Origin of the sequence: Burkholderia sp. AU28863 (genome assembly GCF_002223195.1) — a bacterium.
Taxonomy (GTDB): Bacteria; Pseudomonadota; Gammaproteobacteria; order Burkholderiales; family Burkholderiaceae; genus Burkholderia; species Burkholderia sola.
Genome location: NZ_NKFE01000008.1, coordinates 412175 through 427340, shown reverse-complemented (window position 1 = coordinate 427340; position 15166 = coordinate 412175). Strand labels below are relative to the sequence as shown.

The following is a 15166-nucleotide window of genomic DNA, read 5'->3' as shown; positions in this document are numbered from 1 at the left end:
TATCGGCCGCCGGCGCGGCCGCGCCGCGCGATTCACCGCCATCGCGCACGCGCATGCGCGTCGCCGCGTGCGACCAGCGTCCGGATGCGGTCGGCGGTGCGGCACGCGATCGCCTGGATCGTCAGCGACGGATTCACGCCGCCGACCGTCGGAAACACCGAGCCGTCGCACACCCACAGGTTCGGGATGTCCCAGCTTCGGCAGTCGGCGTCGACGACGCTCGTCGCCGGGTCGTCGCCCATCCGCACGGTGCCGGCGAGATGGCACGTGTCGTCTTCCTCGTGCCAGATGTCCCGTGCGCCGGCCGCTTCCAGCGAACGTCCCATCTGCGCGAGCGCATGGCGGATCATCCGGCGGTCGTTGTCGTCGTACGAATAGGTGACGCGCGCGACCGGCAGCCCGAACGCGTCGCGCTCGTCGGCGAGCGTCACGCGGTTGTTCGCGCGCGGCAGCGTCTCGCCGACGATCTTCAGGCCGGCCTGGAAGTTGTAGCGCGCCATCTCGCGCTTCAGCGCATCGCCCCACAGCCCGCGCGCGGCGACCTTGCGCGCCCATTCGATCGGCAGCGGCCCCTGGCTCATCCAGCAATAGCCGCCGAAGAAATCCTTGCCTTCGTCCGCGTAGTTCCAGTGCTCGGTAATCGACAGCGACGGCGGCCCCTTGTACCAGCGCACTTCGTCGTCCATCGTCCCCCACGACGCCTGGTTGAGCTGCGCCATCAGGTAGCGGCCGACGAGGCCCGAACTGTTCGCGAGTCCCTGCGGATGCCGCCCGTTCGCGGACAGCAGCAACAGGCGCGGCGTCTCGATCGCATAACCGGCGACGACGACGTTGCGTGCGCGCTGGAACCGGGTGCGGCCGTCGCGCCGGTAGTGCACGCCGGTCACGCGGTCGCCTTCGGCGTCGATCCGCAGCGCCATCGCGAGATCGCGCACTTCGGCGCCGGCCGCGACCGCCCGCGGTATCCACGTGACAAGCGCGCTCTGTTTCGCGTTGGTCGCGCAGCCGGCGATGCAGAAGCCGCGATACACGCACGGATGCGCGCGGCCGCGCGGCGCGGACAGCGTCGCGAGCGGCGTCGGCGTCCAGTCGATGCCCATCGCCTCCGCGCCGCGCGCGAGCACGAGCGCGGCCGCATTCAGTTCGTGGGCGCGATACGGATAGCGCGGCCGCGGCGGGCCCCACGGGTAGTTCACCGGCCCGCCGATCTTCAACGTCTGTTCGACCTCGCGGTAGTAGCGCCACATCTCGCGCCAGTCGAGCGGCCAGTCGACGCCGTAGCCGAGCGCGCTACGCGAGCGAAACCACTCGGGCCGGAAGCGCAGCGACACCATCGCGAAATGCACGGTGCTGCCGCCGATCGCCCGGCCGCTGTTGTTGGTGCCGAGCGTCAGCGGATCGGCGCCGTCGCAGATCCGCTCGTCGGTCCAGAACAGCTTGTGCTGATGCGTCTCGTCCGACGCGAATTCCTCCAGCGGCCGCCACCAGGCGCCCGCATCCAGCGCGACGACCGAGAAACCGTATTCGGCGAGCTTGCACGCGAGCGTGCCGCCGCCGGCGCCGGTGCCGACGATCACGAAGTCGACCGCGTCGTCGTCGCGGAACATCCGCATCGGCGACCACCCGCCGACCCGCAACGGATCGGGTGCACGACCGTCCCGGCCGCGCGGTGTCGGAGCGGACAACGGTTCATCGGCGGCCATCGCGATCGCCCTCCTCCGTGCGCATTTCCGCTTCCCATGGGTCGCGGCGGTTGAAGTCCATTCGCACGTAGCCGCGCGGGCTCGCGGGGCCGCCGAAGCCGATTTCGTTCCATGCGAACGGATGCCCGTAATACGCGCCGCAGATATCCATCAGCACGCGCTTCATGAAGAACGTGTGCGGGTCCATGCCGGCCCAGGCCGGCGCCGCCTGCGGGTCGACGTCGCCTTTCTGGACCGCGTGCAGCAACGCATCGGCGTCGCGCGGGCCAAGCGCCGCGAACGGGCAGCCATGCGCGTGCCGCGCCATCGCGTCGAGTGCGGCGAGGCCCGTCTGCCAGGCGGCGCGCAGCGGCGGCAGGCGTGCATCGCGATAGCCGTCGCCGTCGTCGGCCGCGAGCCGCGCGTCGACCAACGCGGCGGTCGGGATCGCGCCCGCGCCGCCCGGTTGCTGCGGCACGATGCGCGCGCACAACGCCGCGAGCGTCGCAAATCGTTCGGAATCCAGATAGCGCGGCGCATTGGCCGCGATGCGCAGACGTGCATCGATCGCACGCCGCGTCGCATCGTTCCACGACGGCGAGTCGCGCTTGGCGAGCACGTCGTAGCCCGGATAGCGCGGCAACGCAACCGGCTTGCGGCGTGCATCGCTCATGACGCCTCCCGTTCGGCGAGCGCGGTCGCGGCGAGCCCCGCGATCGCGAGCGCGGTGAAGCTCGGCGGCGCCGGCAGCGGCGGGCCCGATAGCAGGTTCTGCGACCAGTTGCGCCAGCCGCCCATCTGCCGCGCGACGCCGCGCGCATGGAACGCGACGCCGACGAACCCGAGCACGGCCGTCGCGCGCAACCATCCGCGGCAGAAGCGTCGCTCGGCGCGCGGGCGCGACAGCGCGAGTTGCGCGGTCGCCAGCGCGGCCACCGGCGGCACGACGACCGGCGCGAACATCGCGCGATGCTGGAACGCGCCGCGAAAATGCAGCAGCCCGACTTCGCCGAGCGTGCCGACGAGCCCCGCCGTGACCAGCCCGGCCAGCGCGCGCCCGGCCGGCAGTCCGGCGAGCCGCGGCGCGTCGGCCGGGCTCTCGCGCAGCCGCTCGCCGGCCGCGCCGAGCGCGCCGGACAGCAAGAGCGCGAACGGTGCGCCAAGCGGTGCGCCGTAGAACAGGTTGTGCCAGCTGAAACCGCCCGGCCGCTTCGTCACGTTGTACAGGTGGAACGCGGAGCCGGCGACGCCGACCGCGGCCGATGCGACGTGCACCGCGTCGCGCAGCCGGTGGCGCACGGGCGTGCCGTCCGCGTGGCCGTGCACGCTCGCGATCACCGACAGCGTCGACATCGCGAGCGGCGCAAGCATCGCGCGATTGTGAAAGGTGCCGCGATAGTGCTCGACGCCGCTGTCGGCAAGTACCGAGCCGGCCAGCAGCAGCGCGCTGCGGTTCAGCAGCCGCGCGGCGTCGGCCAGCAGCCTGTCACGCTCGGCGGCGCGATGTCGCGGGTGTCGCATCGTTCCTCCTCGTCGGTATTCAGCGCGCGAAATCCCGCAGATCGGCGGCGCGCAATTCCAGGCCGAGCCCGGCGCGCGTCGCATCGATTTCCAGTGCGCCGTCGACGAGCGTCGGCGCGCCGTCGAACAGCATCCGCTCGACGCGGACATGATCGTGAAACCATTCGACGTGGCGCAGGCGCGGCGCCGCGCAGCCGACGTGCCGGTGCAGCGCGGGCGCGCAGTGCGCGGACAGGTCGACGTGATACGCATCGGCCAGCGCCGCGGCCGCGAGAAAACCGCTGACGCCGCCGCAGCGTGTCGCGTCGGCCTGCAGCACGTCGACCGCGCGACATTCCAGCAAGCGCCGGAAATCGTCGGGCGTATACGCGTATTCGCCGGCCGCGACGTCGACCCGCGGGCCGACGTGCTCGCGCACGAATCGCAGCCCCGCGACGTCGTCGCTGCTGACGGGTTCCTCGAACCAGCGGATGTCGCAATCGGCGGCGGCCTGCGCGAACGCGAGCGCGGTGCGCGGCGCATACGCGCCGTTCGCATCGACGAACAACTCGACGCCGGGCCCGAGCGCGTCGCGCGCCGCACGCACGCGCGACAGATCGCGCACGTCTTCCGCACCGATCTTGATCTTGCACGCGCGCACGTGTTCGGCGCGCCAGCCTTCCAGCTGCGCGGCGAGCGTCCGCGCATCGTAAGTCGTGAAGCCGCCGCTGCCGTACACCGGCACGCGTTCGCGCAGGCGGCCCAGCAGCAGCGCGAGCGGCACGTCGGCGAGCTTCGCCTTCGCGTCCCACAGCGCCGTGTCGAGCGCCGAAATCGCGGTCGCCGCGATCCCGCCGCGGCCGACGTTGCGCACCGCGCGCCACAGCGCGTCGACCGCGGCCGGGATGCCCACCACCGGCCGCTTGCGCAACACGCCGGCCAGCAGCGACGTCATGAGCGGCACGGCGCTCGCGTCCGTGTACGTATAGCCGAGCCCCGTCACGGGCCCCGCGTCGATCTCGACGACGACGACCGTCGTCGCGGTCCACGCGTAGGTGCCGTCGGCTTCGGGCCGGTCGGTCGGCACGCGGTACGCGCGGGCGCGCACGTCGTCGATCGCCGGCGCGGCGGAAAGTGCCATCGTTGCGCTCCGGTCAGCTTGCTATTGGCTTGCGAACCTCGCGTGCAACCGATGTGCCCGACGCCACACGCGGGGCGGCACGTGCCTTGCGCGGCCCCTCGCATCGGCTCATCCCGAACCAAGGAGAAACGGCATGGCGACAGTGGCGGATTTCATCGTCGAGCGGCTGTACGACTGGGGCGTGCGCCGCATCTACGGCTACCCGGGCGACGGCATCAACGGCTTTTTCGGCGCGCTGAACCGCGCGGACGGCAAGATCGAGTTCGTCCAGGCTCGCCACGAGGAGATGGCGGCCTTCATGGCGTCCGCGCATGCAAAATTTACAGGCGAGCTGGGCGTATGCGTCGCGACGTCTGGCCCCGGCGCCGCGCACCTCGTGACGGGCCTCTACGACGCGCGGCTCGACCACATGCCGGTGCTCGCGATCGTCGGCCAGCAGGCGCGCGCGGCGCTCGGCGGCCACTACCAGCAGGAGGTGGACCTTCCGGCGCTTTTCAAGGACGTTGCAGGCGCATTCGTTCAGCTTGCGACGGTGCCGGGCCAGGTACGCCATCTGGTGGACCGCGCGGTGCGCACCGCGCTCGGTGCGCGCACGGTCACCGCGCTCGTGCTGCCGAACGATCTGCAGGAACTCGACTACGCGCCGCCGAAGCGCGCGCACGGCACCGTGCATTCGGGGGTCGGCTATACCGCGCCGAAAGTCGTGCCGTATGCGGACGACCTGCGACGCGCGGCCGACGTGCTCAACGCGGGGTCGAAAGTCGCGCTGCTGGTCGGCGCCGGCGCGCTGAAGGCGACCGACGAGGTCATCGCGGTGGCCGACCGGCTCGGCGCGGGCGCCGCGAAAGCGCTGCTCGGCAAGGCCGCGCTGCCGGACGATCTGCCGTGGGTCACCGGCTCGATCGGGCTGCTCGGCACCAAGCCGAGCTACGAGCTGATGACCGAATGCGACACGCTGCTGGTCGTCGGCTCCGGCTTTCCGTATTCGGAATTCCTGCCGAAGGAAGGCCAGGCGCGCGGCGTGCAGATCGACCTGAAGGCCGACATGCTGAGCCTGCGCTACCCGATGGAAGTCAACCTCGTCGGCGACAGCGCCGAGACGCTGCGCGCGCTGCTGCCGCTCCTGAACGAGCGTCGCGACACCGCATGGCGCGACCGGATCGCGAAATGGAACCACGACTGGCACGACACGCTCGCGGCGCGCGCGGCCGCGAAGGCCAGCGCGGGGCGCGGCGTGAACCCGCAGCGCGCGTTTACCGAACTGTCGCCGCGCCTGCCCGACGACGTGATCCTGACGAGCGATTCGGGCTCCTGCGCGAACTGGTATGCGCGCGACCTGATGATGCGGCGCGGGATGATGGGCTCGCTGTCCGGCGGGCTCGCGTCGATGGGCGCCGCGGTCCCCTACGCGATCGCCGCGAAGTTCGCGCATCCGGTGCGCCCGGTGATCGCGATGGTCGGCGACGGCGCGATGCAGATGAACAACATGGCCGAGCTGATCACCGTCGCGAAATACTGGCGCCAGTGGCCCGACCCGCGCTGGATCTGCATGGTGCTGAACAACGAGGACCTGAACCAGGTCACGTGGGAGCAGCGCGTGATGGAAGGCGACCCGAAGTTCGACGCATCGCAGCAGATCCCGAACGTGCCGTACTACCGCTTCGCGACGCTGCTCGGCCTCAAGGGCATCTACGTCGACGATCCGGAACAGCTCGGCGCCGCGTGGGACGAAGCGCTCGCGTCCGACCGGCCGGTCGTGCTCGAGGTGAAGAGCGACCCCGAGGTGCCGCCGCTGCCGCCGCACGTGACGCTGCAGCAGGCGAAGCATTTCGCCGAAACGCTGGTGAAAGGCGATCCGCGCGAGGGTAACGTGATCGTCGAGACCGCGCGGCAGGTGTTGTCGGCCGTGCTGCCGGGCAATGGCGAACACGGCGACAAGCGCGGCAAGGGCGGGAAAAGCGAATCGTAAGCAAGCGGCGCGTGCGGGACGGCGCGACACCCTAGCCGATGTCGACGTCGTCCCGCCCGTCGCCCTGCAGCGCGAGCGCCGCGTTCACGAGCCCGACCTGCGCGAGCGTGAACGGAAAATTTCCGCACATCCGCCGCGCCTTCACGTCATATTCCTCGGCCAGCAGCCCGACGTCGTTGCGCAGGCCGAGCAGCCGCTCGAACAGCGCGTGCGCGTCGTCGTCGCGCCCTTGCATCCGGTACACCTGCACGAGCCAGAAGCCGGCCGCGACAAACGCGCCTTCGTCGCCTTCGCAGCCGTCCTCGAAACGCGGCGGCCGATAGCGGAATGGCAAGCCGTCGTCCATCAGCTCGCGCTCGATCGCGGCGACCGTCGCGGCGACGCGCGGGTCGGACGCATCGAGCATCCCCGTCAACGGAATCAGCAACAGGCTGACGTCGATGCCGTCGCCGTCGAAGCGGTCGACGAAGCGGCCGAGTGTGGCGTGATAGCCGCGCTCGAGCACCTCCGCACGCACCGCGTCGGCCCAGCGCCGCCACACGTCGAGCGGCGCGTGGTGGCCGAAGGCGCGCGCGGAGCGGTACGCGCTTTCGACCGCGGCCCACACCATTACCTTCGACGACGTGAACGGATGCCGGCCGCTGCGCACTTCCCAGATGCCTTCGTCCGGCTCGCGCCAGATCGTCGCCAGATGTTCGAGCAGGCGCCGCTCCAGCACCCACGCGTCGTCGTCGGGCGGCAGCCCATGCCGGCGCGCGTGGTACAGCGCGCCGAGCACCTCGCCGTACACGTCGAGTTGCAACTGGTCGGCTGCGGCGTTGCCGAAGCGCACCGGCCGCGCACCTTCGTAGCCGGCCAGATGCACGGCGTCCCACTCGGCCGCGCGCCGGCCGCCGTCGGCTGCATACAGCACCTGCAGTTGCGACGGATGATCGGCGATCGCACGCACGAGCCAGTCGCGCCAGCGCGCGGCTTCGTCGCGATAGCCGCAGCGCACCAGCGCGCGCAACGTGAAACTCGCATCGCGCAGCCAGCAGAACCGGTAGTCCCAGTTGCGCGCGCCGCCGAAGCGCTCGGGCAACGAACTGGTCGGCGCCGCGACGATGCCGCCGGTGCGCACGCTCGACAGCAGCTTCACCGTGATCAGTGCGCGCTCGATCGCGTCGCGATACGGGCCTTCGGCGGCGTTGCAATCCGACCAGCCGCGCCAGAACACCTGCGTATCGTGCAACGATGCGTATGCATCGGGCACGGCCGGCGCCGGGTCGAACGAGCGCGCATAACTGATGCAGAAATCCACCCGCTCGCCCGCCGCGATCCGTCGTGTGCCGACCAGCCGGTCGCTCTGCACGTCGAGCCGCGCATCGGTGTCGAGCCACATCGCATCGCCGCCCGTCATCATCCGCCAGCGGCGGCCGAAAGGCCGGCACCACGGCAGCGCGTTGCCGTAATCGAAGCGCACGCCGAGATCGACATCGACATCGACCGTCCCGCGCTCGCCGCTCACGCTGCGGATCAGGCACGGATCGCGCGCGTTCCAGCTCATCCAGTCGGTAATCGAGATGCAGCCCGACGACGTTTCGAACGTCGTTTCGAGGATCGCGGTGCGCGGCAGATAGCGGCGTGTCGTGCAGGCATCCTGCTCGCGCGGCGCAATCCGGAACCGGCCGTTGTCCGGCGTACCGACGAGCGCGGCGAAACACGGCGGCGAATCGAAATCCGGCCAGCACAGCCAGTCGATGCTGCCGTCCCGCGCGACGAGCGCCGCGCTGCGGCCGTCGCCGACGAGCGCGTAATCCTCGATCCGCATCGCGTTCACCGGCTCCGTTTGCGCACGGCGGCAAACGCGCCGGCGAGCAGCGCGACGGCCGCGCCGAAAGCGAGCACGCGCGACGCGCCGAGCCCGGCCTCGGCACCCGCGCGGCGCGCTTCGTCGGTGAACGCGCCGCGCGTCGCGTGCCGGCCCGGCACGGGGGCCCACAGATTCGACACGCGCGGGCCAGCCGGCGCCGCGCGCTGCTGGCCGCGCACGGCGGTGCGCGCGAGATAGCGATCGAAGCAGCCGGGCGCGAGGCCGTTCGCGACGATCGCCGCGAGCGACGACCAACCGACCCAGCGCTCGCGGCACGGATGCCGGACGGCGTGCACGATCGCATCGGCCGCCACTTCCGGCGCATAGACCGGCGCGACCGGACGCGGTGCGTGCGGCAGCACCGATTCGGCCCAGTCGAACTGCGGCGTGTCGATCGCGGGCAGTTGCACCATCGTCACGCGCACGCGGCTGCGCGCATGCAGCAGCTCGCAGCGCAGCGCGTCGGTGAAGCCGCGGATCGCGTGTTTCGCGCCGCAGTACGGCGTCTGTAGCGGAATCGACCGGTACGCGAGCGCCGAGCCGACCTGCACGATCGTGCCGCGGTTGCGCGGAACCATTCGCGCGAGCGCGGCCCGCGTGCCGTACACGTAACCGAGGTAGGTGACGGCCGTTACGCGCGCATAGTCTTCCGGCGAGATTTCGTCGAACGGCGCGAACACGGTGACCATCGCGTTGTTGACCCACACGTCGAGCGGCCCGAGTTCGTGTTCGATCCGCTCGGCCGCCGCGTCGAGCGCGGCCGCGTCGCTGACGTCGACGGCGATCGGCAGCGCCTGGACGCCATACGCGCGCACCTCGCTTGCGGTGTCGTCCAGCGCGCGCGGATCGCGAGCGAGCAGCGCGACGTTCGCGCCGAGCCGCGCAAACGCGTGGGCGCTCGCGCGGCCGACGCCGGCGCTCGCACCGGTGATCGCGACGGTCTTCACGGTCGGTTCCTCCCGTTTTGCGATGAGGGCGGCACGCCTCGGCGTGCCGGAACACGATCGGCGCAGCAAACGGTATGCCGTCGTCCACGCGGGCCGCATCGCTCCGGCAATGGTCGTGAACGGCCGCCCAATTTACAAGCCGGCTGTAACGCAACGGCCGTTGCGCGCGCAGTTTCGCCCCCTCCAGGCTGCCCAGCAGCGAGCCCGGCGCGCACGAAACTTGCTCGGCCGCGAACGGTTGTCGTCGCCGCCGAACGCGGCAAGGAGTCGCGTTGCTCGTCCCGTCGTCCAGGAAAACGTGTCGTATCGCATGCATCGCGCCGTTCGCTTGGGCGGTCGGGCCGATGGTCGCGCGCGCGGCCACCGAGCGTGCCGTCCCCGGCAATCCGGCCGCGCCGCTACCGCTCGCGTACGTGATCCACGCGGCGGGCCCCGCCGCGCAGCCGGTCTTCGTGCTCGGGTGGGCGTTGCTCGCGCTGTGCACGTTCGTCTGCGTCGCGATCGCGGTGCTGCTGCTGATCGCGCTGTTTCGCCGTCGCGCGCACGCGGGCGGCGGCTACGGCAGCGGGCTGACGATCGTGACCGTCGGCACCGCGATCTCGATCCTGCTGCTGTTCGGCGCGCTCGTGTACATGCTGCGCGTGCTGGGCGCGATCGCGGCGCCGCCGCGTCCGCCCGCGCTGACGATCACCGTGACCGCGCAAGACTGGTGGTGGGCCGTTCGTTATCCGGACGAGGCAGGCGGCCCGGGCTTCGTCACGGCGAACGAGATCCATATTCCGGTGGGCGAGCCGGTCGCGATCGAGCTGAAGAGCGCCGACGTGATCCATGCGTTCTGGGTGCCGCAACTCGCCGGCAAGACGCAGACGATTCCCGGCCAGACGAACCGCCAATGGCTGCAGGCCGACCGGCCCGGCATCTACCGCGGCCAGTGCTCGCAATACTGCGGCGCGCAGCATGCGCACATGGCGTTCGAAGTCGTCGCCGAGCCGCCCGACGCGTTTCGTGCGTGGCTCGCCGCGCAGCGGCAACCGGCCCCAGCACCCGCGGCGGGCGCCGGCGCCGAGCGCCGCGGCCAGCGCGTGTTCGCCGCGCGCTGCGCGGGCTGCCACGCGGTGCGCGGCACCGACGCGACGGGCGATGCCGGCCCCGATCTCACGCACGTCGGCACGCGCCGGCTGCTCGCGGCCGGCACGCTCGACAACACGCCCGACAACCTGCGCCGCTGGATCGCGCTTGCGCAGCAAATCAAACCGCAATCGCTGATGCCGTCGATCGCGCTCGCGCCGCGCGATGCCGACGATCTCGCCGCGTATCTCGCGACGCTGCACTGAACCGAGGATGCCGATGGCCATTGCCCGCGACACGCCCGCCCCGCTCAGCCGCGTACCCGATCTCGGCGAAGCGCCGCCCGGCTCCCCGCACGAACGCGCGCTGGCCGAGCTGTGGGAATCGGAACCCGGCTGGCGCGGCTGGCTCGGCACCGTCGATCACAAGCGCATCGGGCTGCGCTACATCGTCACCGCGTTCGCGTTCCTGCTGCTCGGCGGCGTCGAGGCGCTCGTGATGCGCATCCAGCTCGCGCGGCCGAACGCGACGGTGCTCACGCCCGCGCAATACGATTCGCTGTTCACGATGCACGGCGTCACGATGATCTTCCTGTACGCGCTACCCGTGCTGTCCGGCTTCGCGAACTATCTGTGGCCGCTGATGCTCGGCTCGCGCGACATGGCTTTCCCGCGGCTGAACGCGTTCTCGTACTGGTCGTTCCTGTTCGCCGGGCTGTTCCTGTACGCGAGCTTTCCGCTCGGCGCGGTGCCGGACGGCGGCTGGTTCAATTACGTGCCGCTCACGTCGCTCGACTACAGCGCCGGCGCGAACATCGACATCTACGCGCTCGGGATGATCCTGCTCGGCATCTCGACGACCGGCGGCGCCGCGAACTTCGTCGTCACGCTGCTGCGGATGCGCGCGCACGGCATGTCGATCGATCGCGTGCCGATCATCGTGTGGGGCACGCTGACCGCGTCAGTCGCCAACCTGGTCGCGGTGCCGTCGGTGAGCCTCGCGTTCCTGCTGCTGTGGCTCGACCGCAATGCCGGCACGCATTTCTTCGACGTCGCGCACGGCGGCCGTCCGCTGTTGTGGCAGCACCTGTTCTGGATGTTCGCGCATCCGTGGGTCTACGTGGTCGTGCTGCCGGCGATGGGGATCGTGTCGGACGCGCTGCCGACCTTCTGCCGGCGTCCGCTCGTCGCATACGAGGCCGTCGCCGTGTCGACGGTGGCGACGATGCTGATCGGCTTCGAGGTGTGGGTCCACCATATGTTCGCGACGGGCATCGCGCCGCTCGCGCTCGCGTTCTTCGGCGCCGCGAGCATGCTGATTTCGATTCCGAGCGCGGTCGCGGTGTTCGCGTGGATCGCGACGATCTGGACCGGCCGCCCCGTGTTCCGCACGCCGTTCCTGTATTTCGCGGGCTTCGTGCTGATGTTCGTGATCGGCGGCGTGTCCGGCGTGATGACCGCGGCCGTGCCGCTCGACTGGCAGCTCACCGATACGTACTTCGTCGTCGCGCACCTGCACTACGTGCTGCTCGGCATCAACGTGTTTCCGGTGCTCGGCGGCGTCGCGTACTGGTTCCCGAAATTCACCGGGCGGATGATGAACGAACGGTTCGGCCGCTGGACCTTCTGGGTCGTGCTGATCGGCTTCAACCTCGGCTTCTTCCCGATGCATATTTCCGGGCTGCTCGGGATGCCGCGCCGCATCTATACCTATCCATCGGGAATGGGTTGGGACACGTCGAACCTGCTGACGACGATCGGCTCGTTCGTGTTCGGGATCGGCATCGTGATGTTCGTCGTCAACGCGCTGGTGAGCGCGCGGCGCGGCGTGCGCGCCAGCGAGAATCCGTGGGGCGCGGCCGGCCTCGAGTGGTCGGTCGCGTCGCCGACGCCCGTGTACAACTTCGCGGTGCTGCCGCTCGTCGCGTCGCGGCATCCGCTGTGGGAAACGCGCGACGATCCGGCGCGCACCAGCCTGCGGGTCGGCTACCGGCTCGCGGACGGGCGCGAGGCGCTCGCGGTCACGCCGCTCGCCGCCGCGCCGAGCGCGATCCTGAAGATGCCCGAAGACAGTTGCGTGCCGTTCGTGCTCGCGCTGCTCGCGACCGCCGTGTTCGCGGCGATGCTCGCGCGCTCGCCGACGCTCGTCTGCGTGGCCGTCGCCGGTTGCGCGATCGCCACCGCCGCGTGGCTGTGGCCGCGCCGCGAACTCGGGCAACGCGCGCGCCTGCCGGCCCGCGCCGACACGCAGGCGCCCGCCGCGGCCGCCGGGCTTCATCCGGACGAACCGCCGTCCGCGACGGCGCCGGCAGCCGCGCCGGCCGCGTGCATCGAGCCGCTGCCGGTCGGCAGTTGCGGCGAACGTGCAGGCGGCTGGTGGGGCGTGCTCACGCTGATCGTGACCGAGGCCGGGCTGTTCGGCTACCTGCTGTTCTGCTACTTCTACCTGCAGTCGCAGTGGTCCGCGCCGTGGCCGCCCGAAGGAATGCCGAAGATCGGGCTCGCGGCCGTCAACACGGTCGTGTTGCTGTCGAGCAGCGTGTTCGTATGGCTCGCCGAGCGGGCGGTGCGGGCCGGCCGGCAGGCGCGCGCGGTCGCGCTGCTCGTCGTCGCGCTGGCGCTCGGCACCGCATTCGCGCTGGTTCAGCTGCACGAATGGCGCGATCACCCGTACGGCCCGACCGCGCATCTGTACGGCAGCCTCTACTTCACGATCACCGGGTTCCACCTCGCGCACGTCGTGGCCGGTCTCGCGATCCTCGCGCTGCTCGCCGCGTGGACGGCCGCCGGCTTCTTCGGCCGCGAGCGACGCGTCGCGCTGACGGTCGGCGGGCTCTACTGGCACTTCGTCGACATCGTGTGGCTGTTCATCTTCACCGCGCTGTACGTATCGCCGTTCTGGCTGAGGAGCACCGGATGAACGACGCCCGACGCGCGTGGACGCCGCTGCTCGCGATCGCGGCCGGCCTCGTCGGCGCGCCCGCGCTGTGGTTCGCGCAGATGCTGGTGTCGGAGACGCTCGCGTCCACGGCGTGCTATCCGCTCGGTGTCGCGCAGGCCGCGCCGCGCTGGGCGCACGTCGGCGCGTGGCTCGCGCTGATCGCCGCGGGCGCGTTCGCGCTGGCCGCGGCCTGCGCGACCTGGCTCGCACGCGTGTGGCGGCGCCGGCACGATGCCGATGCGCGTGCCGTGACGCGCGACGGCAGTACGCGCTTTCTCGCGCGCTGCGGCATGCTCGCGGCGCTCGGTTTCGTGATCGGTCTGGTGTTTACGGGGATCGTCACCGCTTTCGTGGGGCCTTGCAGTCCATGGCGCTGATCCCGTTCGCTTCGTTCCCGTTCCGCGTTCCGGGCCGCCGCGCGGGGGGCGCGTTCGCGGTATGCGTCGCGCTCTGCGCGTGCAACGGGCGGCAGGACGACAACGCGGCCGCGGGCAGCGGCACGGCCGGCGCCGCGTCGGCGGCTGAAGCGCGCGAGCCCGCGTCGGGCTGGCGGTTCGTGCGGATTCGCGCGTCGGCGGCCGATGCCGGCGCGTCGATGTCCGCGCGCGTGCAGAACGACCGTCGGCTGTCACGCGACCGGGATGCATCGGTGGCGGATGCGACATCGTCCGCGGCATCCACCCCGCCGCCCGGCGCCGCTTCCGCTTCGACCGCCCGCCGCCCGGTCATCGCGGCGGCGGCCGCGAGCGCCGACGCCGCGACGATCGCGCGCGGCCGCTATCTCGCGCTCGCCGGCGATTGCGCCGCGTGCCACGACGCGGCCGACCATACGCCGTACGCGGGCGGGCAGCCGGTGAATTCGCCGTTCGGGCCGATCTATGCGCCGAACATCACGCCGGACCCGACGCACGGCATAGGCAACTACACGCTACGGCAATTCGACGATGCCATGCGGCGCGGCGTGCGCGCGGACGGCAGCCGGCTGTATCCGGCAATGCCGTACCCGTCGTTCGCGCACCTGAGCGACGACGACGTGCGCGCGCTGTATGCGTATTTCATGCGCGGCGTCGCGCCGTCCGCGAATGCGGCGAAACTCACGCAACTGCCGTTTCCGTTCAACCAGCGCTGGGCGCTCGGGCTGTGGAGCCTCGTGTTCGCGAACCGCGACCGGTTCACGCCGCAGCCGTCGCAATCGGCGGAATGGAATCGCGGCGCGTATCTCGTGCAGGGGCTCGGCCATTGCGGCGCATGCCATACGCCACGCGGCCCGGCCTACAACGAACGCGGCTACGACGAGCGCAGCCCCGCGTTCCTGACCGGCGGCATCAACGACCACTGGTTCGCGCCGAACCTGACCGGCGCAGCCCCGGACGGCCTCGGCCGCTGGTCGGCCGACGACATCGCCGCGTTCCTGCGCAGCGGCCATGCGGCGCGCGGCGCGGTATTCGGCGCGATGGCGCCGGTCGTCGGCGAAAGCACGGCGCTACTGACGGATGCCGATCGCCACGCGATCGCCGTGTACCTGAAATCGTTGCCCGCGCAACCGACTGCCGCGACGAATCCGCTCGGTGTCGGTGTCCCGCGGCTGACCGTTGCCGGCCCGCGTCCGGAAGGCGGCCAGCAGGCGCCGGGGGCCGGCGTGTATGCGGGGTTCTGTGCACGCTGCCATGGCGCCGACGGTAAAGGCGTACCTGATCACGGGCCGGCGCTCGCGGGCAGTTCGATCGTCGCGGCGGCCGATCCGACGAGCACGATCCGGATCGTGGTCGAAGGTGTGCGGCCCACGCCCGGCAAGCCGGGGCCGGTGCAGCGGATGCCGGCGATGCGCGGCGCGCTGACGAGCGGCGAGATCGCGGCGGTGGTCAGCTACGTGCGCGGTGCGTGGGGGAATCGGGCGGCGCCTGTGTCGGAGCAGGATGTGCGGCGGTTGCGGGGGGCGATCAAGCGGTAGCCGCGTGTCGCGCGGGGTACCGCGCGATGCCGGCGGGATCCATACGGGCGGGCCCGACGCGAAAGTTTCAGCCGGGCCTGAGGACATCACCCGTGGGCCGCCGCCCGTGCGGGCGA

General features: G+C 71.2%; 11 protein-coding genes. 5 read left to right on the top strand and 6 right to left on the bottom strand.

Annotated features, from left to right (window positions below; all coding sequences use genetic code 11):
• Positions 1-32: 32 nt before the first annotated feature.
• From CFB81_RS31700 to CFB81_RS31685, 4 genes are read right to left on the bottom strand one after another with little or no spacing between them, the layout of a single operon-like run.
• Positions 33-1703, bottom strand: a complete 1671-nt coding sequence (locus tag CFB81_RS31700; RefSeq protein WP_089437779.1) for a GMC family oxidoreductase — start codon at positions 1701-1703, stop codon at positions 33-35.
• Complete coding sequence (locus tag CFB81_RS31695; RefSeq protein WP_089437778.1) at positions 1690-2355, bottom strand: gluconate 2-dehydrogenase subunit 3 family protein; 666 nt, start codon at positions 2353-2355, stop codon at positions 1690-1692. Before CFB81_RS31695 ends, CFB81_RS31700 begins: the two co-directional genes overlap by 14 nt.
• A complete protein-coding gene (locus tag CFB81_RS31690) occupies positions 2352-3203 on the bottom strand; it encodes a hypothetical protein (protein WP_089437777.1) in 852 nt (283 codons plus the stop codon). The genes CFB81_RS31695 and CFB81_RS31690 overlap by 4 nt, the downstream gene beginning before the upstream one ends.
• A 19-nt stretch (positions 3204-3222) precedes the next feature.
• Entirely contained in the window at positions 3223-4323 is a 1101-nt protein-coding gene (locus tag CFB81_RS31685; RefSeq protein ID WP_089437776.1) for an enolase C-terminal domain-like protein, read from the bottom strand.
• A 133-nt stretch (positions 4324-4456) separates the two neighbouring features.
• On the opposite strand from CFB81_RS31685, the gene CFB81_RS31680 reads away from it, so the two are divergent.
• Positions 4457-6292 (top strand): thiamine pyrophosphate-requiring protein, encoded by a 1836-nt coding sequence (locus CFB81_RS31680; RefSeq protein WP_089437775.1) that lies wholly within the window; start codon positions 4457-4459, stop codon positions 6290-6292.
• Between the two features lie 31 nt (positions 6293-6323).
• Here the strand turns inward: CFB81_RS31680 and CFB81_RS31675 are convergent, their stop codons facing one another.
• Together CFB81_RS31675 and CFB81_RS31670 are read right to left on the bottom strand one after the other, a co-directional pair.
• Positions 6324-8102, bottom strand: coding sequence for a glycoside hydrolase family 15 protein (locus CFB81_RS31675; RefSeq protein WP_089438154.1), 1779 nt, complete (start codon positions 8100-8102; stop codon positions 6324-6326).
• Positions 8103-8107: 5 nt separating this feature from the next.
• Positions 8108-9091 (bottom strand): SDR family oxidoreductase, encoded by a 984-nt coding sequence (locus tag CFB81_RS31670; protein ID WP_089438153.1) that lies wholly within the window; start codon positions 9089-9091, stop codon positions 8108-8110.
• A 272-nt stretch (positions 9092-9363) separates the two neighbouring features.
• Between CFB81_RS31670 and coxB the strand changes: the two genes are divergently transcribed.
• From coxB to CFB81_RS31650, 4 genes are read left to right on the top strand one after another with little or no spacing between them, the layout of a single operon-like run.
• Complete coding sequence (gene coxB / locus CFB81_RS31665; protein WP_089437774.1) at positions 9364-10425, top strand: cytochrome c oxidase subunit II; 1062 nt, start codon at positions 9364-9366, stop codon at positions 10423-10425.
• Positions 10426-10438: 13 nt separating this feature from the next.
• On the top strand, positions 10439-13078 hold the full coding sequence (ctaD, locus tag CFB81_RS31660) for a cytochrome c oxidase subunit I (RefSeq protein ID WP_089438152.1): 2640 nt from the start codon (positions 10439-10441) through the stop codon (positions 13076-13078).
• Positions 13075-13476 carry a cytochrome C oxidase subunit I gene (locus CFB81_RS31655; protein ID WP_069616950.1) on the top strand — a complete coding sequence of 134 codons (402 nt, stop codon included), beginning with the start codon at positions 13075-13077 and terminating at the stop codon, positions 13474-13476. Before ctaD ends, CFB81_RS31655 begins: the two co-directional genes overlap by 4 nt.
• Complete coding sequence (locus CFB81_RS31650; RefSeq protein ID WP_089437773.1) at positions 13467-15050, top strand: cytochrome c; 1584 nt, start codon at positions 13467-13469, stop codon at positions 15048-15050. Before CFB81_RS31655 ends, CFB81_RS31650 begins: the two co-directional genes overlap by 10 nt.
• Positions 15051-15166: the final 116 nt, after the last annotated feature.

Coding starts and splice junctions, on each gene's coding strand:
- CFB81_RS31700 (WP_089437779.1), bottom strand. CDS start 1,703: ATGGCCGCCGATGAACCGTTGTCCGCTCCGACACCGCGCGGCCGGGAC.
- CFB81_RS31695 (WP_089437778.1), bottom strand. CDS start 2,355: ATGAGCGATGCACGCCGCAAGCCGGTTGCGTTGCCGCGCTATCCGGGC.
- CFB81_RS31690 (WP_089437777.1), bottom strand. CDS start 3,203: ATGCGACACCCGCGACATCGCGCCGCCGAGCGTGACAGGCTGCTGGCC.
- CFB81_RS31685 (WP_089437776.1), bottom strand. CDS start 4,323: ATGGCACTTTCCGCCGCGCCGGCGATCGACGACGTGCGCGCCCGCGCG.
- CFB81_RS31680 (WP_089437775.1), top strand. CDS start 4,457: ATGGCGACAGTGGCGGATTTCATCGTCGAGCGGCTGTACGACTGGGGC.
- CFB81_RS31675 (WP_089438154.1), bottom strand. CDS start 8,102: ATGCGGATCGAGGATTACGCGCTCGTCGGCGACGGCCGCAGCGCGGCG.
- ctaD (WP_089438152.1), top strand. CDS start 10,439: ATGGCCATTGCCCGCGACACGCCCGCCCCGCTCAGCCGCGTACCCGAT.
- CFB81_RS31655 (WP_069616950.1), top strand. CDS start 13,075: ATGAACGACGCCCGACGCGCGTGGACGCCGCTGCTCGCGATCGCGGCC.
- CFB81_RS31650 (WP_089437773.1), top strand. CDS start 13,467: ATGGCGCTGATCCCGTTCGCTTCGTTCCCGTTCCGCGTTCCGGGCCGC.